The organism is Psychrosphaera sp. 1_MG-2023 (assembly GCF_030548245.1).
GTDB lineage: Bacteria > Pseudomonadota > Gammaproteobacteria > Enterobacterales > Alteromonadaceae > Psychrosphaera > Psychrosphaera algicola.
Map to the genome: position 1 here is coordinate 16,034 of NZ_JAUORW010000025.1, position 24,611 is coordinate 40,644.

Annotated in this window: 11 protein-coding genes; 5 read left to right on the top strand and 6 right to left on the bottom strand. The window is 40.7% G+C overall.

Translation table 11 applies throughout. The features are described from left to right. Positions 1 to 46 precede the first annotated feature (46 nt). Positions 47 to 3,211, bottom strand: a complete 3,165-nt coding sequence (locus Q4575_RS18090; RefSeq protein WP_303523742.1) for a glycoside hydrolase family 2 TIM barrel-domain containing protein — start codon at positions 3,209 to 3,211, stop codon at positions 47 to 49. Positions 3,212 to 3,423: 212 nt separating this feature from the next. On the opposite strand from Q4575_RS18090, the gene Q4575_RS18095 reads away from it, so the two are divergent. From Q4575_RS18095 to Q4575_RS18115, 5 genes are all read left to right on the top strand, one after another. Further along, positions 3,424 to 5,337, top strand: coding sequence for a hypothetical protein (locus Q4575_RS18095; protein ID WP_303523743.1), 1,914 nt, complete (start codon positions 3,424 to 3,426; stop codon positions 5,335 to 5,337). A 329-nt stretch (positions 5,338 to 5,666) separates the two neighbouring features. Further along, positions 5,667 to 7,766: a DUF5011 domain-containing protein gene (locus Q4575_RS18100; protein ID WP_303523744.1), complete on the top strand. Its 2,100-nt coding sequence runs from the start codon at positions 5,667 to 5,669 to the stop codon at positions 7,764 to 7,766. A gap of 394 nt (positions 7,767 to 8,160) precedes the next feature. Next, a complete protein-coding gene (locus Q4575_RS18105) occupies positions 8,161 to 11,520 on the top strand; it encodes a TonB-dependent receptor (RefSeq protein ID WP_303523745.1) in 3,360 nt (1,119 codons plus the stop codon). A gap of 220 nt (positions 11,521 to 11,740) precedes the next feature. Beyond that, positions 11,741 to 13,039: a tetratricopeptide repeat protein gene (locus Q4575_RS18110; protein WP_303523746.1), complete on the top strand. Its 1,299-nt coding sequence runs from the start codon at positions 11,741 to 11,743 to the stop codon at positions 13,037 to 13,039. A gap of 346 nt (positions 13,040 to 13,385) precedes the next feature. Continuing rightward, positions 13,386 to 15,971 (top strand): immunoglobulin domain-containing protein, encoded by a 2,586-nt coding sequence (locus Q4575_RS18115; protein WP_303523747.1) that lies wholly within the window; start codon positions 13,386 to 13,388, stop codon positions 15,969 to 15,971. 373 nt (positions 15,972 to 16,344) lie between these two features. Here the strand turns inward: Q4575_RS18115 and Q4575_RS18120 are convergent, their stop codons facing one another. The 5 genes from Q4575_RS18120 to Q4575_RS18140 all read right to left on the bottom strand — a co-directional run bounded on the left by Q4575_RS18120 (position 16,345) and on the right by Q4575_RS18140 (position 24,594). Continuing rightward, positions 16,345 to 16,935 (bottom strand): hypothetical protein, encoded by a 591-nt coding sequence (locus tag Q4575_RS18120; RefSeq protein ID WP_303523749.1) that lies wholly within the window; start codon positions 16,933 to 16,935, stop codon positions 16,345 to 16,347. A 69-nt stretch (positions 16,936 to 17,004) separates the two neighbouring features. Continuing rightward, positions 17,005 to 18,831 carry a dockerin type I domain-containing protein gene (locus Q4575_RS18125; protein WP_215964394.1) on the bottom strand — a complete coding sequence of 609 codons (1,827 nt, stop codon included), beginning with the start codon at positions 18,829 to 18,831 and terminating at the stop codon, positions 17,005 to 17,007. A 379-nt stretch (positions 18,832 to 19,210) separates the two neighbouring features. Further along, entirely contained in the window at positions 19,211 to 19,774 is a 564-nt protein-coding gene (locus Q4575_RS18130; RefSeq protein WP_303523751.1) for a hypothetical protein, read from the bottom strand. Continuing rightward, a complete protein-coding gene (locus Q4575_RS18135) occupies positions 19,775 to 22,831 on the bottom strand; it encodes a glycoside hydrolase family 2 TIM barrel-domain containing protein (RefSeq protein ID WP_303523752.1) in 3,057 nt (1,018 codons plus the stop codon). It abuts the gene before it with no gap. Between the two features lie 290 nt (positions 22,832 to 23,121). After that, positions 23,122 to 24,594: an arylsulfatase gene (locus Q4575_RS18140; protein WP_303523753.1), complete on the bottom strand. Its 1,473-nt coding sequence runs from the start codon at positions 24,592 to 24,594 to the stop codon at positions 23,122 to 23,124. Between the last annotated feature and the right edge of the window lie 17 nt (positions 24,595 to 24,611).

Below are 24,611 nucleotides of genomic sequence, written 5' to 3' on the forward strand. Positions count from 1 at the left end.
TAATCTAGAAATAAAGTGCGCTTTAAGCGCACTTTAGAAACGATTATTATTTGGTAATCGGTCTGATCCTGAACGAGTATTGGTAGTCGCCCCACAGTATTTGGTAGTCAAACAATGGCGTAGAGCGCCACGAATCGGTGCCACCCACACCGCGTTGACGGTGATCGATATTAACAAATACGTAATCCGATTTTACTAAATCACTTGGATGTTGACGTAGTGGCTTCATTTTTTTATACCAAAACTCACTGATGTCATAATGCGACGCATTAAAGCCCATCGTATAGTCGGATACAAACTCAACCCCTTCACCTTTGTCATTAAATAAAGCGACATGACGCACGTCTGTTCTATGACCACTTTCCTGCGGACGAACATATGGTGTGAATAGCTCATCAACTGTTGCTTCATACAAACCAACGTAAGCTGCTTCTTTTCTATCCCAATAGTTTTCTATCGGACCACGGCCGTACCACTGAACTTTGTCCATCGATTTATCAAATGTGAACTTCATACCAAGACGAGGCATCTCTGGGTGTTTTTTATGCTCAGCTGCATAAAACCAGTTATTTACCTGAATTTCACCTGAAGGTGACACAGTGTATGTGACCTTTTGACGAGACTCGACCGCTGGAATTGATTGTTCTAACTCAACGATGACATCTTGTCCTGACATTTTATAAGTAAAGCTGTTGTTGAAGATCCCTTCAGCAGCTTTGTGCCATACAAGACTTTCTTTCGGCATCCCATCACCAAAGTCGTTGTCTGTAGGCGCACGCCAGAAGTCCGGAGTCGAGCTTTGTAAAAACTGTTCTTTGCCATGGTAAATAAGTGAACTGATGCTGCCATTATTTTTATCAAATGATACAGCAAACGTGTCACCGGTTACGGTGAGTACTTTTTCGTTCACACTGACTTTAAGAGCGTCATTAGTGACGTCTAATTTAGGCGTAATTTTTGGCGTTTTAGCAAATGCTAATTGCTCTGACGCTAATAACGTTCCAGCTGGTAAAATGCCTTCTGGTTTCGTATTAACAATTTCTAAATTAACAAAGTACTCAGCACCTTTTTTCAGATCATAATCAAAATCAAGGTCGACTTTTTCAGATTTGAACGGTTTAGCGTCTAGATCAAAGCCATCGTCTTGAGCGACAACAACTCCGTTTTCTAATAGCTGCCAGCGTAAAGTACGGTTCGACAAATCACGGAAATAGTTTTTATTGAAGACTTTTATTTCTTCATCTTCCATATCGTGCCAATCGATATCGATGTTTTGGTATACTTTTTTAACTTCAAAATAATAAGGGTATGGCGTGCGATCAGCGTAAACCATGCCGTTAGCAGAGAAGCTGGCATCATTGCGAGTTCCTTCAGGTTCAATGTCACCACCGTAACCCCAGAACGCTTGCCCTTTTTCGTCTTTTAATGCCCAAGTTTGGTCAACCCAATCCCAAATAAATCCACCTTGTAACGAATCATGAGAATAAAACAGGTCCCAATATTCTTTAAGGTTACCGCCAGAGTTCCCCATCAAATGTTCATACTCAATTAGGATCAGAGGGCGTTGGTCAGTTGTTACCGTATTTTTAATGTAGTATTCAACACGCGGAACGCTTGCATACATTTGGCCATAAGCATCGGTATGACGACGTTGTTGCGCTTGTTCAACAATAACAGGTCTTGTGCCTTTAGATTTTAACCAATCGTATCCAGCTTCAATGTTTCGGCCATCGCCAGTTTCATTACCAGTAGAAAACATCACTACAGACGCGTGGTTTTTGCTGCGTTCATACATGTTTTCAACACGATAAAGGTAAGCGCCCGTCCATTCTGGTTTATTTACGATGTGTTTTTTAGGATTGTAAGTCGCCTGGTTAGACGCCCCTAGCCCGTGAGACTCAATGTTTGCTTCATCTAAGATATACATGCCATATTCATCAGCAAGGTGATACAAATATGGGTCACTTGGATAATGAGAATTACGAATCGCGTTAACGTTTGCACGTTTCATCATTTCAATGTCTTTACGCATCGACTCACGAGAAATAACATGACCACTAACCGGATCGTGTTCGTGACGATTGACACCTTTAAATTTAATTGGCTTACCATTTACTAAGATAGTGCCATTTTTTAATTCACTGCGTCTAAAACCAACGCGTGCTTCTACAAACTCGATTTCCATTCCTTTGTCATCAAGTAACGTTAAGTTTAGCGTATATAGATTTGGAAGTTCTGCACTCCATTGCTTTGCTTTCTTAACAACTTTAGAGAAGGTTACTTCTGAAGTTTGATTTGCCGCAATTGGGTTTACATCAAGTACTTTCTTAATAACACTATCGTTATCATCGTCTAACAATTCAACTTTTACTTTATAAGCCGATTTTGCAGATGTGGCGTTATTTTTAATTTTTGCACTGAAATTAAAGACACCGTGTTTGTAGTCGTCGGTCAATGTCGAATCAACAAAATAATCTTTAATATGGGTTTTAGGTGTCGAATATACGAACACGTCGCGCTCAATCCCGCTTACACGCCACATGTCTTGGCATTCAAAATATGTCGCGTCAGAAAAACGGTGCACTTCTAGAGCAACGGTATTTTTACCGACTTTTGTATAAGGAGTAATATCGAAGTCAGAACCCGTTTTTGTATCTTCAGCGTAACCGACTTTTTTACCGTTAACCCAGATATAATAAGCAGAGTTAACCCCAGCTAAATGGATATACTGTTGACGATCGCCCCACGAAGCAGGAATGGTAAATTCTTTACGATAAGAACCTACTGGCGTAGAAGCATCAGGTGTCGCAGGTGGTGTCACCTTAGGAACCGTACACGGATGATTTAAGTAATTGGCAATGCCAAATCGTTTATTCTCAGAGTTCATTTGCCAGTTAGCCGGCACTGGGAAGTCAATCCAACCCGAGTCATCAAAGTCCACTTGATAGAAATCTTTTGGACGCTCATCACGAAGATTAACCCAGTTAAATTTCCATTGGCCATTTAACAACTGATAGTTATCAGCCTGATAAGGAGTCGTTAGATTAATGTCGTTTTTATCTGTATAAGCATAAAAACTCGACCGTACAGGTTCCTTGTTTACCTGAAAAACTTCAGGGTCCAACCACTCAGGGCTTTTAGCGCAGGCGATATTGACCGTAAATAACAAGAAAACACCAGTCGTCAATTTCGATAATTTTACGTTGTTCATAGTCTTATTTATTTTTTTAACTTGGTGACATATAAACAAAGCCTATTAAGAAAAACCGCAAAAATAGTTACAAAAACTTACGTTTATCCATTTAGTTCGCTGAATATAGACGCGTTTTGATCACGTTTGTGGGATCACGCTGTGTCTAATTTATTTACGGAATTCAGGGAGATTACATGTTATTAATACCTCAAATAAGTCGGAGGTAATTAATGATGTACTCTTGCAAAAAATTTATTTCGGTGGCGGTATTGGCCACAATTTTACCAACTTTAAGCATGGCTAACGACAAGGTAATCGTTGATGTCGACTTATCTAAAGTCATTGGTAGTCAAAACCCTTTGTATTATGGCGGAAACAATATTTACCCTAAAGGGGGCCAAGGATTATTAACAGCCCAAGGCGAATATGATCCAATTGAAATGGAAGCGATCGAGAAACTCGGTATTCAATCTTATCGTTTTCCAGGCGGTTCAGAAGCAAATCTATATAAATGGAAACGAGCCATAGGGCCTTTAAAAGACCGAATAGATAATGTCAGTGGCAATAACCGAGGAAGTCGAACCAATGAATTTGGCTCTGATGAATTTGGTCGAATGTTAGAAAAAACCCCATTTAAACATGGCGTGATCATGGTCGCCTGGGGATACGAAACCCCACAAGACGCAGCGGACTGGGTGGAATACATGAATGCCGAAGTTGGTGCCAATCCAAATGGTGGCAAAGATTGGGCTGCTGAACGTGCTAAAAATGGTCACCCTAAGCCCTATGGCATAAAATATTGGGAAATAGGCAACGAAGTGTACGGGAACTGGGAATTAAACTGGGGGTCTTATCCATACGAATTGGACGCTAAACGCGGCGCAGCCAATGTGCAAAAAGATACTGCGTCAGGCACCAATGGCATGTTGCCTTTTGGTGATGCCAACCGCTATATTTATGGTGGGACTAAGTACTTTAAGCAACAAAGGGCCGCTGCAGAATCCACTTGGAAGGGGCCAAAAATTAAAACAAATGGCAAACCTAATCAAAACCTTTTTGTAAAATTTGCCCCTGTAAGTTTATCTAATCCAGATCAGCCTTTTGTGCTGACAATCAATGGATATAAATGGCAACGTGTGGATAATTTCACGCAGTCAACAGCGTCCGATACACATTTTGTATTGGAACCGAGTTCTGGAAAGATCACCTTTGGTAATGGCCAACAAGGACGTATCCCCGACGCAGATCAATATGTTGTTTTAGATTACCTTTCTGGCAGACAACCCGGTTTTATTGATTACTATCAAAAGATGAAAGACGTCGACCCAACAATTCAGATCCTATCTTGTTTTGAAAAAGAATCATTTGTCGCGCAAATGGCGAAAGCAAACTTGCCTTTTGATGGGCTAACCAAACACTACTACCCAAATATGTTAAAAAGAGGTGGTCATCAAAAGTTTATGCCTTCTTTATTATCCGGTATTGATATCAGCCACAAAATTGATGAAATGATGTCTTGGTATAAAAAGTACCCTAACCCCGCGTTATCTATAGAGGATCAGAAAATTTGGCTAACCGAATACGACACAAAAAACCACATTAACCAAATCGCAATAATGCATACGGTTATTAATAACCATAGTAATGACGTTGCCGCCATGTTGGGACATTCTTTATTTTTAAATAATGATACGCCAATGGTCACTGACGACGGTATTATTCGTCCTCACGCTCTGCCAATCGAAGTATTTTCCAAACATATGTTCGACAATTTTGTTGAAGTGTCGGTTAAAGGTAAGCCGAATCACTATGAACAACGTTCTTTTCCTGCTTTTTTAGCCTCTGCTAGCATCAACAAAATTAGAAATAACTTTGCTGTAGTGTTAACAAATACCTCTGATACAAAAACAACGACGGCACAAATAAATATAAATGGGGTTGATGTTAAAGCTGGTGTAACCGCAGAAATCTGGGCTTTACAATCTAATACAAGTAAAATTATTGACGACAATACTAAGGCATCACCAAATGCGGTAAGTCTTTCACATATTAGGGATATGCCAAACATCGGTACAAGCCTATCGGTTCCTGTTGCACCAGGTGCGACTATTATTGTGAAATGGTTAAATACAAAATCGCATTAATAAAAAATTTAATTGAAAGTTTCTAGTGGTTTTTAAACATAAATGTCTTCAAGCTTTGTATTTTGATAGATTAGGCATGCGTAGAAAACGGCTAGAACTTTCTTTTAATTGGAGTTTTTAATGATTATCGAACAGCGTAAATTTGCGTAAAATACTAAACCTTGGTTTTGCCTTTTGTTTCCCTGCGATTAAAATTTGAGCCCACACACAAACTTTTTATCAGTAAAAATACATCAATATCCAATTTTTATAGATTATTTTTACGGTTTTATCAGATGAGCTTGTTTTTATTCATGCTTCGATAACAATAATAAAATATAGGATATTGTATGATGAACAAATTCAAACTTCTCGCAATAAGTTGTTTTATCACGATACCACTTACAGGGTGTGGTTCAGATGATGAGACTAAAGTGTTTCAACCAGAAGGTGCAATCGATTATTCAGCACCGGAAATTTCAATTATTGGTGGTGACGAAATTGAAGTTACCATTTTTGATACATATACAGACGCGGGCGCAACTGCAGTCGACAATGTTGACGGCGACGTTACAAGCGCTATCACCTCTGTAAGTACAGTTGATACATCAGTTGTAGGTGTTTACACCGTAACGTATACCGTTAGCGATTCTGTCGGTAACGAAGGCGTTGCAGTCAGAACCGTAACCGTTCCAGATACAGTCTTGCCAATTATTACCATCACTGGCACTGACATGACAATAGGTCAGGATACCAATTATACAGATGAAGGCGCGACCGCTACAGACAATGTTGACGGCGACCTAAGCTCAGCAATTACTGTTGTAAATAACGTGGATACAAGTACTATCGGCGTTTACACAGTGACTTACAACGTAACTGACGCAGCAGGCAATGTTGCGGCTGAAGTTGTTAGAACGGTTACTGTTGAAGAAGCTGTTCCAGACGATATCGCTCCTGTAATTGCGGTTGAAGAAACAGACATTACAATTCATCAAGGTACGACATATACAGACTCAGGTGTGACCGCGACAGACAATGTTGATGAAGCATCTGCGATTACAAGCGCAATTGTAACAACTGGTACAGTAGATACGAATGTAGTTGGTGTTTATACCTTAACTTATAGTGTTACCGATGCGGCAGGCAATGATGCCGACGAAGTGGAAAAAATCGTTCGCGTTATCCCAGTTATTGACGGTGTAGATATCGTAGCTGACGTATTCCCAATGCAGACAGGTCAACAAGTCAAATTTGGTAGTTCAATTGACGGCGTTGTTGGTCAAATGTATTCAACTGGTCACGGCGTAAAATTAGTTACACATATGGTTAATAACATGCGTATGGACTTAGTACGTATCCCAGTACACGCAACGCTTCCTTTAACTGACCCTGTTTATGAGCAAATCAAAGAAGTTGCCGTTTATGCCAAAGAACAAGGCATGAGCATTATGGCTGTTGTATCTCAAAAAACAGGCGCTTGGTCTGAAATAAATACGTCACTTGAAGGCGACGCAAAATATTCTGCAATCGCTAAATGTGGTGAGACTTGCCCTGACAACATTTATGGCCTGGACTTAAATGACTACGCAACTTACTTAGACACTCTGTTAACCGATTTAGAAACAGCCGGTGCAAAAGTTGACTATTTAGCGCCGTTTAGTCAGGACGACGTAAGTGCGTCAGATTATCAAGCGTTATGGACTGCAATGTCGAGTGATGATGACGGTACGCTTAAACGCGTTGGACCTGAATCAGGTTATATTACTGACGCAGATGAAGTATACACAGCGCTTGCTGCTGAGTTAGATGTTGCCGCAGCCAACTTTGACGACGAAGATACCTTAACGTCTAGAGAGCAAAGAGCTGAGTGGGATGCTATGTCTGCAGCAGCTACAAACGACAGCGCACCATTATGGTTTACTGAATCATCTAAATGGATTAATGGTGGCTCTAATGCCAATGATAAATTGGTATCTGGTATCGGTAGCCTAATGGCGGCAATTAACGCTGGTGCAGAACGTATCGTATTTGAACGTCACGCTGCAATCTTCGCCTGGTTTAATGGCGGCAATACAGACGCAAAATATCACGCAATGAATCACTTTGCGTTAGGCACACTTGGTAACGTTGTTAAATCGGAAGTTTATAGTCAAGACATTAGAGGTGTGAGCTTTAGAGAAGGTGACACTTTATATGTAATGTTCACAAATGGTGGTACAGAGCCTGTACATGTAGCTGTTCGTTTACAAGACGGCGAAACAACGACCGTGACTGATATTGCGGCAACTGATGATGTATTTACAGTTCAAACATACGGTACAGGTGGTAACAATAAAACACCTAGTAACATTTCAGTTAATGATGATAAAAACATCATTCAAGCGACAATTAACGCCAACAATTACATTCGCTTTACTATTCCACTAGCGCCTAGCACAGACGGTTAGTGGTTCGTTGATTAAGATGAAAGTGAATACACTTAAACTTAATGCCAACAATTAAAGCAACAAACATTAAAGGCCATTTACACCGAGTGTAGGTGGCCTTTGTATATATACCTAATTAAAACTGTACCGTTCTATACCGCTGTCGATATAATTCAAGTGGTTAATCGACACCGTGTTATACGCTGATATAAAACAACTTTAATGCATTATGTAAATAACAAAGCTTTTTGATGAATTATTTACGGGTTTTTAATTTTGATTTGTTTATATATAGAACGACAAGAGTGACGTTACAAATTACTGCGTTGCACTTTCAGTTAATCCAAAATAATAAATTGCGACATTAGCCAATTAAATAAAAATACTAGTGAGCAAAATAACAACGGAGTCAACAATGAAAAAGCCTTGGAAAACTTTACCAACGATAGTGGCCGTTTCGGTTCTGGCAGCGATTTATCCAGCCTATGGTCAAGCAGCTGAACAACAAGACGCAGAAGCTGAAGTTGAAGTTGCTAAAAAGTCGAAAAAAGCCAAAAAACTTGAGGACGAAATTGAGGTCATCGAAGTCACAGGACTTAGATCGAGCTTATTAAGAGCAAGCGAATTAAAACGAAGTGCAAACAGTGTAATTGATGTTATCAGCGCCGAAGACGTAGGTAACTTCCCCGATGAAAACGTTGTTGAATCTTTACAACGTGTAACGGGTGTTCAGGTCCTGTTTGGCGAAAATGGTAGTGCAGGTGCTTTCCAGGTACGTGGTGTAAGCCAAAACCGCATCGAACTTAACGGCCGAAGTGTCGCCGGTGGTGAAGGTACAGACCCTTCTCGAGACGTTAACCTTGCTGATTTTCCATCTGAACTTATTGACTCATTAGAAGTAATCAAATCACCAACAGCCGCGTTAACAGAAGGTTCGTTGGGTGCGACAATCAACTTAAAAACGAAGCGCCCACTTAGCGTTAAAAATAGCTTTTTAAACGTTAATGCTAAAGCCAAATATGGTGATGAAGTTGACGAAGTTTATCCAAATATAAATATTATCGGAACACATAGCTGGCGCGACACTAGTTTCGGTGACTTTGGTATGCTTATTAATTTAACGCATAATGACAACCACAGTGGTGGTGATGTTGTTGGGCTTGCCAGTTGGGGAAACAATTGCCCAATGTACAGCACTGACAACAATGGTTTAACAACCAACCAACAAGCTCTATGTGGTGAGGATGACGCGACAGTATACCGCCCTAACAGCTATGTACTGATTGACCGTAATAATCAAAATAGAAAAAATGCGATTGCAGCGACGTTTCAATGGGCACCAAACGATAGCTCATCTTATACATTAGATATCGTTCACAACGATACATTGAGCCACGGTACATCAGACGTATTCCAAATTACTTCTCAAACAAACTGGATATTACCAGCGGAAGAACTTGGCGAAGACGGCACCTTATATGCGTTCAGCAATGTTCAAACCGGCACCGAAGTAACCCGTACAGATAATATGGGCCGAGTTATCGACACCGTTTATCCAGTAACCGCATTTGACAGCTCAATTGGTAATTTAAACCGAAGTACAGCCCAAGCGAACCACAACAGCACGACTCAAACTACAATTGCTTTAAAAGGTAAATGGGATTTTGATACGTTAGGTATCCAAGCTGAAGTTGCACACTCGAAGTCAGATCACGAACGTCATTACATCGCCGTTGGTTACAATGGTTATTATGGTAACCCTACCACTCAAAATGATCACCGTTTACGCGTTGATGACCCAAGCTTAATAGGTACCGACATGGCAACCGCTATTCGTCAAACTGGTACAGACTTGAGTGTTGATTTAACGGACCCTAGAACGGTTGGTATTTCTTTAGCAAATGGTATGGATCCGAATGACTTACGCTCATGGCGTGTTACTAACTACCGTGATGATGGCTGGATACGTGAACCTACCACATCTGCTGCAAAAATCGATTTTGACTATTTTGTTGACTATGGCGTACTTGAGTCAATTGAATTTGGTGGCCGTTTTGCCCGTGACGTAATGGAAAACGCAAGTCGTTTCCGCTTCGTTTGTAACCCACGTTGGGCTTACAACGCAGATGGACCACATGCGAACAGTTATGATGAAACAATTCATGATGCGTGTGAAGAGCCAATCTCTGCGGTTGAATTAGCAGAACGTTATCCTGGCATTAACGGAACACATGACGGTTTTTATAGTGAAGCCGGTAATGTGCCAACTTGGACCGTTTTCGACCTAGACATGTATCGTGATAATCGTAGTTTATGGAATGAAATTTCTGGCTTTAACGACAAAGGTTACGAAGAAAGCCCAGGTGAAAACTATACGATGACAGAAGACACCACTGCGTTATACGTAATGGGTAATTTCAACGGTGATGTATCTAGCTCAGTCACATTCCGCGGTAATATCGGTGTACGTGCAGTAAGAACAAAGGTAAGTTCTGAAACTTACAATGCCCTTGATGCCGAAGGTAATCCAGCAAAAGTAGAGTTGGAAAATACCTACGACAACTATCTACCTAGCATGAATATCGCCTTCGCACATGAAGATTATGGTTTAGTGCGCTTAGCCGCCGCGAGAACGATGGTTAGACCTGCATTAGGAAAACTATTACCAGTAGCACAGTTAAACAACTTCCAAGGTTGTGCGGTTTTTGACCCACAAGACCCGTTTGGTGTTTATAACTATGGTGTTCCAAACCCGAATCTAACTCAAGCTGAACAAGAGCTTCAAATTGCGCAGCAATATGCAATACAAAACAACTACAACGGTACCGTTGACAGTTGTCCAGGTATCCGTTCTGGTAGCACTAACATTGGTAATATCGAACTAACAGCACAAACGTCTGATAATGTAGATTTAAGCTTTGAGCGTTATTGGGGCAAAGGCAACATGGCGAGCTTAGCGTTCTTCTATCGCAACGTACAAGCTGACTTAGTTACAAAACGTGGTATTTTAGCGGTTCCTGCAACACCAGGAAGTGAAGTTATTGGCCAAGATGGTAATGGCGGCTACTTGTTAGGTGAAGACTTATCAACACAACCTGGTTTTGAATTATGGCGTATACGCAGTGCGTTTAATGGTGAAGGTACAACACGTAAAGGTATCGAGTTAGGTTATACTCAGTGGTTAGACTTTTTACCAGGTGCGTGGAGTGGTTTAGGCTTCTCTTTAAACTACACATATACTGAAGGAACTCGTCCAGCGCCGACATTTATCGACTCTGCAACTGAAGAAGAGCTTGATTTATCGACCATGCAGGGCATTCCAGTCAACCTTGTTGGCCAAGAAATTCCAACTGACTTTGTCGGTCAACGTGATATTTTTGACCAGCTAGCTGCACTAGGTGACGATGGCCCACTTCCAAATGGATTTGAGTTATTAGACCATACGGTTCTGCTACCGATTTCAAACATGTCGGAGCACTCAGGAAACATATCAATATTTTACGACAAAGGCCCATTAAATATGCGTTTAGCGGGTAACTATCGTAGCGAATATTACAATGCCGGTGAATTAAATTGGCCTAAGTACTTCGACGACGTTGTCCGTGCTGACTTCTCGTCATCTTATAAGATTACAAAAAATCTTAAGGTTCAATTTAATATCAACAATATACTTAAGACTGTTTCGCACAGCTACCGCATCGATCCGCAACTTACGGACCGTTCGAGCTACAGTGACCGTATATTTACACTTGGTATGAGTTACCGCTTCCAGTAAGCAATAATAATAAGGCAAGCATTTAATGCTTGCCTTTTTTTTGTTTAATCGAGACTGTGTTTGTTAATACGCTATACACCTTTCACTAAGGATCTATGATCAAATAACCTCTTCTTAGGTTCCTTAATAAAATGACGAAAGGTACCAACAAGTTACAAAAACTTAACCGCTGTTAAGTTAAATATTAACAAGCTAGCTCATTCTTAATAAAGAGTTAGAAATGACTATTTCAAAAACAAAATCACCACTTTATAAAGCACTGACCATCAGCCTTTTGTTAGGTTTCAGCGGTTTTTCTGCTGCCGATGTTAAACAAGATTTCCAACAAGCTTTTACTAACTTTTCTAATTTTGCCAAAGCTGGCGATCTTCAAGCTAGCTTACCGCACGGCAAAAAAGTGTATGAACTAAGCAAGGAACTGTACAACGAGCAAAGTCCTAGCCGCATTGCTGCTGCTGAAAACTACGCTTTTGTCCTCAAACAACTTAGCAAAGATAAAGACGCAGAAAAGGTCTATATCGACTTAATTCAACTTAAAGAAAAGAAATTTGGTAAACATTCAAAAGAGCTTATTTTACCGTTATCTGATGTTGCAGGTTTGGCGTTAGATAAAGAAAAAACGGCTGACTATCAAACTCGTTATGAAAAGCTATATCTGCGCCACAATAGTTCGCAATTTGTACCACAACTTTTATCAAATGGTTTACCATCAGCGCCACTGGCAGAGAAAGTACGAGATAAAATGAGCCAAAGTTATGGCTCTGAAATAAAAATTGTAGAATCACCACACTGGACACTTGTTGCTGTTGGTAAATCTAAAAAATTCGCTAAAAACGCCTCCAAAATACTGGAAAACAGCTATGAATCTTTGCTTGGTTTTAGCATTGCAATTGATATGGCTCCAGCAAAACTAGAGGAAAAAATGACGGCAGTTTATTTTGAATCACCAGAGCAACAGCGACTGTTTATGCAAAAATCTAAGTGGGCGAGAAACAAAATCGCCATTATGGTTATCAATAAAAATGGTAAAGCCTTTCCTGGTACAGCGATAGCGCGCAACGCAACCCGATTAGCAGGCTTTATCACTGGGTTAGAGAAACGGGTTAAAGGTAAACCTACATGGGCTTATCGAGGCTTATATAGCAGTTTCCAGTTCGGCAAGGGAAACCAAGAATATGGTCCACATACCAATAACTACAATCGACAACAGGTGAAAAAAATCGAAACTATTTTGAGCCGAGAAGATGCGCCAAATGTTCACAAAATCGTGTCGTACACTGGCTCAAGTTTACCTTGGTTGGAAAAATCTCAATTGGAAACCTATTATCCGTTTTTAATCCGTTATTTATATCAATATTATCCTAACCAACTCGCCGCGTATTTAACTGAAATTTCGTCGAAAAATTCAAAGTCGTCTGGCCCTTCATTAAGAGCCACATTTGAAGACGCTTTTGGTGATATTTCGGCTCATGAGGCACCATTTAAACAGTACTTACAAACGCTCGTTAATGAACTTTAACCACATAAATTTCTTTAACGATTAGACATACAACTCGGAATATAGGACCACTTAGTCTTTTATTCCGAGTTTATGCCATTTCCAATATCACCTAAGTTTCACCGCTTGCTTCGCGTTAATCTAGCGCGGAGTCTAATGAGCGCCCACTAATCCTAAATGCCTTAATTTTAATCACGATAATTATCATATATCTGCCATTTTTTTATGGTTTCGACGTCGCAAGTTTGTTTACTAATTGTCCAAAATCGAACTCAAAACAAGTGCACTTCATATCGCCTGCACTGAATAAAAAAACAAAAACAAAAACAAAAACAAAAACAAAAACAAAAACAAAAAAGGCTACTACATGAACCTATTACAAAAACTAACAGGGATGCTTTTGATATTATTTTTAATATCCTGCGGCGGAGAAGATTCATCAACAAAACAAAATGAACAAAACAATACCGAGACCGGAGGATCTAATACCGGTGGCGGCTCAGAGAATGGCGGCACAAGCGAAACCAAAAGGATTTTGGTGGATGTCACCAATATCAATCAAAGCATTTCTATGATGGGAGGTGACATGGAGCGCAGTCATAGAAACTTCGGACAAGTCGCCAATCAACAAGAAGTTATTCGTTGGGTCGCAAAAGACATAAAATTTGATACGTGGCGAGTCGCTTACGATAAACACCAAGAAATGACTGAGGGCGTTAAAGATTTTTCAATTTACGATAATGCCGTCAAAGCAATGCAATTGATAAAATTGGAAAACCCCAATATAAAGTTTTTTGCCACACTGGAGTCAGATTACCACGGCTATAGTCAGGGGAATCGGAATAATCTACCAACTTGGATTTACGATTATGCCTACCTAGATTCAGAAAATACTGGAAGCCGTTCATTTGACGCTGTGAAGTATGGCCTTTTTCTCGCCGATTATGTTGAATATATGTCGCAATCTGGCGTGCCAGTAAGCTATATAGCAACATCAAAAGAATATGTAGGGGTGATTACCGTTGATCGTGCAAAAGTGGCGATAGAGACGTTGCAGGATGCCTTAACCGCTAGAAATATTGCCATGCCACTCATAATCGATGCTGGTACATGGTCGTTAAGCAATGGCATTAAACTCATTGGTAACTACCAAGCAAAGGGCATTAACCAATATGTTGCAGGGTACAGTTCACATAATTACTGGTCAGGGGAAACAAAAAGTTGGGGTGATTTTATACAAGCCGCCAACGACGCTGGAAAATTTGCCTATAACGAAGAATCAGGTCATGGCGGTGGTGGACAGACAATATATGAATCTGATTTTAACTATGCACTAGGCACCTATGCGGCAAAAACCGAGATGTATAGCGCGGGCCTGCAAGGCGAAGCCATTTTTGAATTATGGCCTCGTGGTTATAATGAGATCCAAACGAACAAATATTTTGCAAAACCGATCTTTTTTAACAAAGGCACCGACGGCCGAAGAATGCGCTCTTATTACCTGATGAAACATTTTGCAAACAATGCTGTCGACAGTAAGTATGTTTCTGCGTCAACCACCAACCTTGATTCATTAAGCACGATGGCGTTTATAAAAGGTGATAGTTTGGCCCTATGGGTTATCAACAACCAAAACGACGCTCAAGACGAAGTTGAATTTGTTATTGACCAACTCAATTTGAAAACAGGTATGACGGTTCAACACAGGGTTTGGCAAGAATCTACAGCGATTGAAGGCCTAGCATCGACAATCGAGCTACAACAAGACGGTAAATTTACGGCAGATATCGACATGAATAGCCTCAACCTATTTATCATTAAGCCGCAATACCCTCTTACTCAGTTTGTCAAAACTGACGACGGTGAATTTACTGAGATGAATAACCAAGCGGTCGCTGTTATTGAAGCGGGGGATTCCGTTGAGTTTGAACCCAAATCGACTGCAACGGGCACATGGCATTGGAATGGTCCAAATAATTTCAGCGCCGATCAAGCTCATATTCAACTGTCTAATATTACGCCTGAGATGGCGGGTTATTATCAGGCAACTTTTAGTGACAGCGATGGCAATACTAGCGCAATCACTACTGAATTGGCTGTAGATTGTAAAGTCGATCCTGAACTCAGTTTTGAGTATCAAATAAACCAAGAAAGCCGGGTCGACAGCCAAACAAGCATCTATTTAAATACCGGGGATAAACTGAATATAACTCCACTTTCTCAAACATCGGGGGACTGGCAGTGGACAGGACCGGGTTACATTGATGCAGCACAGGATTACTTAGCAATTGCAACGGCGAAATTAAAACACGCTGGTCAATATACCGCTCACTTCACGAGCGACGCTGGGTGCCGTGCCAAACTAGAGTTTGATGTGAATATAGCCTGTGGTGACACGCCAACAATTGAACCTAAAATGTTCATTGCAGGAAAGTGGCAATCGACCTATGAACTTGAATATAGAAACGGTGATACCTTTCAAATTGGCCCAACGTCACCAGATGTGGGTCGTTGGAAGTGGACTGGTCCTAATGACTTTAAAGCCATAGAAGTTCGTCAACTGTCATTTGCTGATGCAAGTGAAGCACAGCAAGGACAATACACGGCGACGTTAACTACGCCATTAGGATGCAGTAGCAGCGCAGTTTTTGAAACAAAGCTTGTTGAAGGAGAATGCACGCCATCGACTGTAACGCCTTATATAAGGGTAAACGAAGGGACTTGGCAAAAAGTCACCTCGGTAACGGTCAAAGTAGGCGATACGATTGATTTAGGGCCACAACCCCACAGTGGCACTTGGTCTTGGTCTGGACCAAAAGGGTTTAGTAGCTCAGAACGCCAGATCCAAATATCAAATCTACAGTTAGACCAAGCAGGGACTTATACGGCGACCTATACGCCCGCAAACGGTTGCCCTGGCACAGCCGAATTTGTAATAGAAATATCCCAATAACGGGTCAAAGGCAACATTAACCAATGTGTTCGTGTTGCCGCCTCCCCACTGTCTAATCTACCAATGATTTACAGCCACACTTCCTGAACAATTAATGTACGACGTAAATTAGACAACGCAGAACCTGCAAAAAAACCTTTATAACAACCTTTATAACAACGTTTATAAAAACGGACCTTATGCCAATTCAGTAAAACCGTGGAAACTTTCAAGTCGTTTAAGAGCCAATGGTAAACCTAGCTTGACGACAGTTTTAGGACATACTTTTGATGCTGGCGAGATATCGCCTTTGATTAAAATGAATAGACATTAACAAATATGAAATCAAGGCTAGGGGCAAGACACTGCTTCTAAGTTACAGTGCCTAGTTTTGTCAATAACGCGCACGCACTATACGTACACCAAATAGGCACAATATCAGCAAGCCAGTTAATGATCCGCCGGAGCTGTTGTCGGTATCAGGTAAAGATTCAACTTTGTCATTCACAACGAAGCTGACATTGGCGTCAATTGATTCATAAGTAAGATCAGTAAAAAATACACCAGACAACTCACCGTCGTTACCAAGCAAAGATAATGTAACCTTTCCTGTGCTATGGGCATAAAATTTCAGTGTCGCCAGCAGGGTATTTTGCTCATTAACTCGCTCAGGGCTGATAACTAAGTTATCTACCGTAGCGTATTCTTCAATACGAGAAAATCTCGGTTCGGTCAACTCATCCCCAGTAAATTCAAGTTGCTGCAATGCAGCGTCGTTATAATCAAATGCAAATGAAGAAATGGATTTATGTTCAGTATTTTCTAAAATAACATTTACTAAAAAGTAATCTCCGACCTGTATATCATCCGATAATACATCCAATGTTACGCTAGCTTGGGCAGCAGGTATAAAGCTCATGCAGATTATGATAAAGCGACAACAAGCCTGCTTTAGACGGCTCCCTACGAGTGTTGTATGTGTCATGAAGACAACCTTTTTTTTAATTTTAAAAGCGCCGCCATTATGTATTCTCACCTAGCGACAACTTTTTAATTATTGTTGTAAGAAAATTGCGTAGAGTTGGCTGTAATCCCGCTTTGTGATCTTGCCATCAACATCGAGATCAGCGCTTAGCAGGTAGTTTTTGTCGGTATTACTCAGGCCATAAACCGCTCTAAAAGATTCAAGATCCGCAGCATTAACAACACCGTCTAGATTCACATCCCCCTCACCTTGGCCATACCCGCCGGATTGAACCACAAGCAAAGGCACGTCGTTGACATAAATAGTGGCAGCACGTTCAACATTCGACATATTTTCAATCGCGTTAAATGTAATGGTTGTTGATGCATCGCCACTTTGTTGATCTACTGTTAGCCAGTTAGGGAGTTGAGTAATGACCCACGGTTGATTGGCCGTGACATCTAAGTTAAACGACTGCTCTGTTGCCGTGATTTCGTTTTGATTTAACGACAGATTAATTGTCGCATTACCACCAATTCTGAACTTATAGATGACTAAACTCGAAGGAGCGACATTTACTGAAAAAGAATTACTTGAGGTTTTTGTTATACCACTAACAACACCCATTTTAGGAGTGTCCTCGCTCCAGGTTTGAGCGACTATTGTATTACTGGTAATAACTTTATCATTAAGCGTAATTGGCAAGTTGGTAAACGCATTTGTTGTTGACGCATTAATCACATAAGCGGTGATATATTCATCGTCAGAAAACGCCATCACTTTAATGTCAGACAATTCTTGCGGTGTTGTGTGAGCGATATAATGTTTGTTATACACACCATCAATAAACGCTTTTATTAACCAATAACCACGGAGGCGATTGCCCTTTTGTCCTTTGGTAAAATAAACTGCGCGCGTTTCTTTGGTGATCCCTCTTGACCAGATTTCAAAGAACAACTCGCCCCGTAATCCAGCCCGATATGATTCTGTTTTACCCGTATAGATATTGATGACTCCACCTATCGTAGGTTCTTCGCCCCACAAAGGCCCGCCACCAGCGGCATTGGATTCTTCATTATATACCGGTTTATTAATCGCAGACGCCGCAGTAATTAAGTCTAACCAATTCGCTTCTGTCGGCTTGTCATAAGTGTGTGCCGAAAAGCCAGAGTAATTTGCCTGATAGCCATTATTGCTGACATCCACCACAAAATTTTTGGCTTGTTTTACCCCCCACGCCGCAGGGCCATTAAATTCAGGAACCGGTACACCTTTGTAGGCTTCCGTTGCTAACAGCTGTTTCAACTGATTAATCGTGTTGTATTCATTCCGTGCCGGCATTACCTGCATCCATTCTTTAGATACCGATATAATGTCAATTTTAACGCCACTTTCATGCATAAGTTTTAAGTAGTCGGCGAGAAAGCCCGCATATTTGTCGGCTTTAAAAAGTGTTGAATTATAGCTCCCACCGTTATAACCATTCCCAGTATAAATCCAGTCCGGCATATTGTTATTTTTGCCGTAACCGTCATAGTCGGTTTTTAATGTCGCCCAAAATTTTACGTCTGGATTGACCGCTTTAATTTTTTGCATCACTTCAATTTGTTTGCTGTAAAAACCAAAATTGGGAGCGCCTTCAATCAATTCTTGTTTTTTATCAAACACCACCCTCATATAAGGCATCACCATGTCTGAAAAATACCAATCGATGATTTCGTCTGGGTTGCTAGCTTGTAACAAGAAATTTGCCGAGCGTTCCATGTCTCCACCGACAATATCAATTTTTTGCTTTAATTCACCCGCATGCAATTCAATAGCTGATTGCGCATGCAGACTATAAAAACTTAGCGCGCCAATTAAGATAACGGCAATGTTAGAAAGTCCCTTTTTTAAAACGCCTTGCTTGATATTCATAATTATAAATTCGCTTTTGAAGTTGCCACTGAAAGTTTTGTTATCAAAACTATTTTAATTGAGTCGCTCTACCAATAATTTCGAGTGGTCGTTTATCCACGGTTAGATATAAAGTAAACAAGTCTGTCGCGCCAAACCCTCAAAAATTAATCAAATTGAAGGAACTAATATTTAAGAAAATTAATAGTAAAAGAAAGCACTTATACCAATCACTGAACTGGATCAGGTGTTGCTTGATATTTATATGTTCTGGAATGACAGTTTTAGATTACAAATCAAAGTTATGTAATCACTTAGCTACAAGATAGAAAAAATACGGAAGAATATTGGCGTTGAAAAACAAAGCCCAACAGAAGTTGGGCGATATTAAAGCTTGTCATCAGCCCGAAATAATTAGCGCTTTTAGGTTAGGTGCACTATTTCCTTTACTCACTAATTTAATGGTATTAATGCCACTATTCACCTTAACGATTACCTGGGCTTTTTCCCATTTGTAATGCCAACTGCCCGTATTTGAAAAACGAACTAAGGTTACAATTTCATCATTGATGTAAAGATCCATATTTCGTTGTTTTTTGGGGTCATTTAAAGCGTATAAGAACCTCAAGTCATAGTGACCAGTTTCACCAACATTTTTTAACTTCCATGTTACTGAGCCTTCTCTTCCTTTAAAGTCCACATGTTGAGCTGTTTTGAGCGCCCCCACAACATCTGCGTTATTTGCCAACAGTTTAAATTGACCGGGAGCAACGGTAGCAATTTCGCCATTGTCGCTCTTAGGTCCCTTTGCATCGTCAGTTAACTTGCAACCTGTAGCAAAGATAACAATCATGGTTATTACAAAAACTTTAACCAATTTCGACATCATCCAGAGCTTGTGAGCCAAAGACTTGTAATTTAAAGGCTTACTCAAAACTACGTTTGAGTAGTCTGCAAAATCCATTTATTCGTCATCCTTTGCCGTAATACTTAGTGACTTAATATTAGGGCCACTGCTACCCGTTGTTTTTAATTCAATGTAATTAGCTCCGGCACCAAGTGGTGCGTCAACCGTGACTGTTGCCCACTTGCCTTGCCATTTCCCTGTTTTAGGAAATTTCAGCTTCGCAATCTTTTTACCATTTACGATAAGTAACATCTCGCGGTCGCTTTCTTTATCATTGGATGCGTATTCGATGGCCAATTCATTCATACCGTATTCGCCGTCGTTTTCTTGATACCAAGTAATAGAACCTTCACTGGCTTGAAAATCAACGTGAGTAGCACGTTTTGCAGCTCCTTTAAGTAATGCATCTTTAGCAGGCATCGCACGTGAATTTTCGACTTGTGCGCTGGAGCCCGTTTTTCCCCAATACAAACCTGAACCATCTGCAAACGCTTCTTTCATCGTAAATAATGCTTTACCGTCAATATAAACAACCGCTTGAACTAACGTGTTTGGTTTTACTTTAAATGCGCCTGAATATTTTTGACTGCGCTTTGACGGTAGAGAACCGTCAGTTGTGTAAAACACGTCAATGCCAACTTTAGCCGCCTTGCCTTTGATATTTAGTGTGGCCACATCAATGTTAATTAAGTCTGATGAATATAACTGCTTATCTCCGATAATCGCGGCACTGATCATAGACACATTAGTTGCACCGTTATCAATATCAATAAACGCTCGAGTCGCTCCCATAAAAGCTTTACGATTATCTACGCCGACATTTTTTGCTGTATCAACTGGATCACCGTTTTCTAGTGAACGGATCTCGGCGTCTCCCACTAAATGGAAGTAAACCTTGTTTTCGCCATATGGATAGAAGGTTCCTTTTTCATCTAGCAGTTCAGCGGTGATTATTGCGCTGCCTGTTTCAGGTTGAACAAAGCGGTCTTCAAGTGTTAATTGTAAACGGCTTGGGGCGTTTGCTGTAACCTGCTGAGTGCTTGCTTTGACTTGACCATCAACTAAACAATTAGCGCTTAGTGTGCCTTCTTGCCAAGGTACCATCCACTCGGCTTGCATTTCGTCCCATTTAGTTCCTAACGAATCACGACCTAACGATTTTCCGTTAATAAATAGCTCAACTTCTTCACAGTTAGAATAAGCCCAAACAGGGATCTTCGTTGCTGCTGCCATTCGCGGATGAGTCCAATGCGGTAATAAATGTACAAAAGGTTCGTCGGTCCATTGGCTCTTGTAGAAATAGAACAGATCTTTTTCAAATCCGGCTACGTCTAACGCGCCACCCATAAATAAACGGAACGGCCAGCCACCGTGGACATAACCCGCTTCACCATAATAGTCAAAACCAGTCCAACGGAAATGTCCGCTAAACCAAGGTAAATCGCGCATTAATTCCCAGTTTTTACGGGCTGATATTCTTACCGTTGCGTTGTCATATGACGAATTAAAATGCTGCTTAGGGTTTCTCCATGTACTTGGATCTGCCCATTCGTAAGTGAAGATTTCTTCCTCGGCTAAATCAGGTAACGGGAAAATGCCTTGTCGTTTCGAATGATTGCCGTCTCGTAACCAGGTTTGAGAGCGGTAATATCCGCGTGTTTGCCAAGTGTGTGGTGCTTCAGTCGCAATAAAAGGTAGATCCGGTCGTGAATTTTCGAAAAATTGTGTTTTTTCACTGCCGCCGTTTACTCCAAACACGTCCATTTTACTTGACGCACTGTGGCCTGAAGTCACAGGGCGAGTTGGATCGAGTTTGTGCATTTCGCTTACTAATTTCTCAGCAATTTCATCGCCTCGAGTTTCGTTACCTACGCTGTAAAGGATAATCGATGGGTGGTTTCTGTTACGACTAACCCATTCTGTTAGATCTGTTTTCCAATCGTCTTTAAACGCCTGCTGACCATAGTCAAACGGTGCCTTTTTACTCCAGCCATCGAACACTTCATCCATGACCAAGATGCCCATTTCATCACACAATTCATAAAAAATTGGTGGATATGGATTGTGGGCTGTACGGATTGCATTGACGCCCATTTCTTTAAATAATGCTAACTTCCAACGCAACAATGGCTTAGTCCAAGCGCCACCTACCGGGCCACCTTCCCAATGCTCACTCACGCCTTTAAGTTTGGTCACCTTGTCGTTTAACCAAAACCCGGTTTTTGTATCCCATTTAATCGTGCGAATACCAAATCGAGTATCCACCGTGTCATAAACGTTATCGGCGCTACGAATGGTTGTACTCAAGGTATAAAGATTAGGCGTTTCTGTGTCCCATAACTTTGGTTTATATAAAGTTAACTGTGACGTTGTTGAACAGTTTTCTGAAGTACAAGCTGGTAATGGATTATTCTCAACTAATACTGGCTTGCCCGTTTGGTCGACAATTTTAGACTCAACATACAAAGATTCATTTCGGGTATTAGCGTATTCCAGTTTTACCGTCGCTTGTGCTGACTTATCTTTGTTTAACGACGTGGTGACATAGACACCATTATTTTGAACATAAGATTGAGCATCCATTACTGTTAGGGAGACAGGCGCATAGATACCTGCTGGGTGATACCAACGAGCAGAAGGCTCTTTCAAGTTGTCAACGCGCACGGCAATATGGTTAGTGCCCGCTGTTAAATATTGACCAATGTCGTATTGAAACGAAATATAGCCATAGGCTTTTTTACCAAGATAGTGACCGTTTATCCAAACTTCACTGTTCATGTAAACGCCTTCGAAATCAATCACAACACGCTTATCTAACCAGGATTTACTGACGTCGAATGATTGACGATACCAACCTAAACCACCGTCAAAATAACCGCCTTTGTCACCTTGTTGGCCGTCAATACTGATCCCTTTATTAAATGCCCAGTCGTGTGGCACATTTACTGTCTTCCAATCGCTATCGTCAAACGTTGGTGATGTTGCAGCGTCACTACCGGATAAAGAAAATTTCCAGTTTTGGTTTAAATCAATATGTAAACGTGCTGCATTAATGTGTGAAGAAATAATCGCTAAAACAAATAATACGAAGCGATATTTAGTAAATAAATTCATTATGGAAGACCCTTTTAATAACTACCCATATTAGACAAAAGTCGACGCTAAAAAACGTAAAATTTGTTAAACAAAAATAAAGATAAGCTATTTAGTGAATACCAAATAGTGTTAAAAAAGGGACTTTATAGTGTCTAATAAGACACAAAAACACAGTAATGGGGCGTATTATGAAATGTTATTGATTGTTAAAAATAGAGTGACACTGAATAATTCAGTACCACTCTATAAAGCGCAAAGGTAATAAGTGCAGAAATAAACCTGACCTATATTATCATCACGACATGAAGCTAACTGCTCTGCTGTTTAATTTTAGCTAACAGGGTCAACATCTCTGTTACCTTTGCAGGATATTTATCGTAAACATTATTTGATTCTGAAGGATCAGAGTCCAAATTATATAATTGCACCTGCGGCATATCTGTATATTGACTCAACTTCCCTTTATTAAACCCACCTGAATGTGGCGCATCGATTAACTTCCAAGCCCCTAGACGGATTGAAAACGTGCCATCTACCGAATGTGTAATGGTTGTTTGTCTAGGAGGTATGTTGGCATTTTGCTGCGTCAACACAGGCAATATGTTAACACTATCTTCACCGGCGTTTGCAGGTAACGTTGTATTTGTAATCGCTGCGGCCGTCGCCATCAAATCAGTCAGAGATATCAGTTCATCAGACACTTGATTGCTAGGGATTTTATTAGGCCATTTGGCAATAAATGGAACACGATGGCCACCTTCATAAATGTCGCCCTTATGGCCGCGGTAATTTAAATTAGCACGGTGTCCATGTTCGTCGATGTCACGCTGATACCAATGTGAAGCGTTGTCGCTGGTGAATATAATAAGTGTATTCTTAGTTAAACCCGCTTTTTCCGTTGCTCTTACGATTTGGCCCACAACACTATCGACTTGGACCATGAAGTCACCATAAGCGCCGGCTTGGCTTTTTCCTTTAAATTCAGCGGTTGGTAACCATGGTTGGTGCGGTGCAGGTAACGGCAAATATAGAAAAAATGGCTTTTTGCTATTTTTTTGTTCAACAATATAGTCTTCTGCTCGTTTAACTATGTTTGGTAACACCTCGATATGCTTAAAGTCTTTAGCGATTTTGCCGCCACGCCAAAACTCTTCACCACCACCAACACCGCGCGGAAGGCCATGTTTGCCGGTTTTTAATGTTGCAGGCTGAACCAACTTGTCGTTTTCAAAATAAACATAAGGGTCCATGTCTAATGACGCTGGGATCCCGTAGTAATAATCAAAGCCGTTATCAATTGGCCCAGGTGTTAATGGTTTACTATAATCTGTTTTTTTACCACTGCCCAAACCAATATGCCATTTACCGATACCAGCCGTGTTATAGCCGCTCGATTTTAATACCGATGCTACGGTTTCACGACCATCTTCAATTAAGGCTGTTCCATAACCAAATAAAACCCCTTTTTTTAGACGACTGCGCCAAGAATAGCGACCGGTTAATACACTATACCGAGTTGGTGTACAAACCGACGAAGGAGAATGCGCGTCGGTAAACCTAATCCCTTGCGCTGCCAGTTCATCCAAATTTGGCGTTGGGATCTTTGACTGCGGGTTATAACTTGAGACATCTCCAACTCCGGCGTCATCCGCGAGGATATATATGATATTCGGAAATTCCGCTTTATCGGGATCTTCCTGAGTATTTGTTTCTTGAGTGTTTGAACAGGACGCTAAAAATGCGATCCCAAATAACATAGATAAACTTCTTAATGATTTCATATCAATTGATTTCCAAC

Bases quoted from the DNA above. Each gene is read 5' to 3' on its own strand.
- Q4575_RS18135 (WP_303523752.1), bottom strand. From the start codon at position 22,831: ATGAATTTATTTACTAAATATCGCTTCGTATTATTTGTTTTAGCGATT.
- Q4575_RS18090 (WP_303523742.1), bottom strand. From the start codon at position 3,211: ATGAACAACGTAAAATTATCGAAATTGACGACTGGTGTTTTCTTGTTA.
- Q4575_RS18140 (WP_303523753.1), bottom strand. From the start codon at position 24,594: ATGAAATCATTAAGAAGTTTATCTATGTTATTTGGGATCGCATTTTTA.
- Q4575_RS18120 (WP_303523749.1), bottom strand. From the start codon at position 16,935: ATGACACATACAACACTCGTAGGGAGCCGTCTAAAGCAGGCTTGTTGT.
- Q4575_RS18115 (WP_303523747.1), top strand. From the start codon at position 13,386: ATGAACCTATTACAAAAACTAACAGGGATGCTTTTGATATTATTTTTA.
- Q4575_RS18125 (WP_215964394.1), bottom strand. From the start codon at position 18,831: ATGAATATCAAGCAAGGCGTTTTAAAAAAGGGACTTTCTAACATTGCC.
- Q4575_RS18100 (WP_303523744.1), top strand. From the start codon at position 5,667: ATGATGAACAAATTCAAACTTCTCGCAATAAGTTGTTTTATCACGATA.
- Q4575_RS18130 (WP_303523751.1), bottom strand. From the start codon at position 19,774: ATGGATTTTGCAGACTACTCAAACGTAGTTTTGAGTAAGCCTTTAAAT.
- Q4575_RS18095 (WP_303523743.1), top strand. From the start codon at position 3,424: ATGATGTACTCTTGCAAAAAATTTATTTCGGTGGCGGTATTGGCCACA.
- Q4575_RS18110 (WP_303523746.1), top strand. From the start codon at position 11,741: ATGACTATTTCAAAAACAAAATCACCACTTTATAAAGCACTGACCATC.
- Q4575_RS18105 (WP_303523745.1), top strand. From the start codon at position 8,161: ATGAAAAAGCCTTGGAAAACTTTACCAACGATAGTGGCCGTTTCGGTT.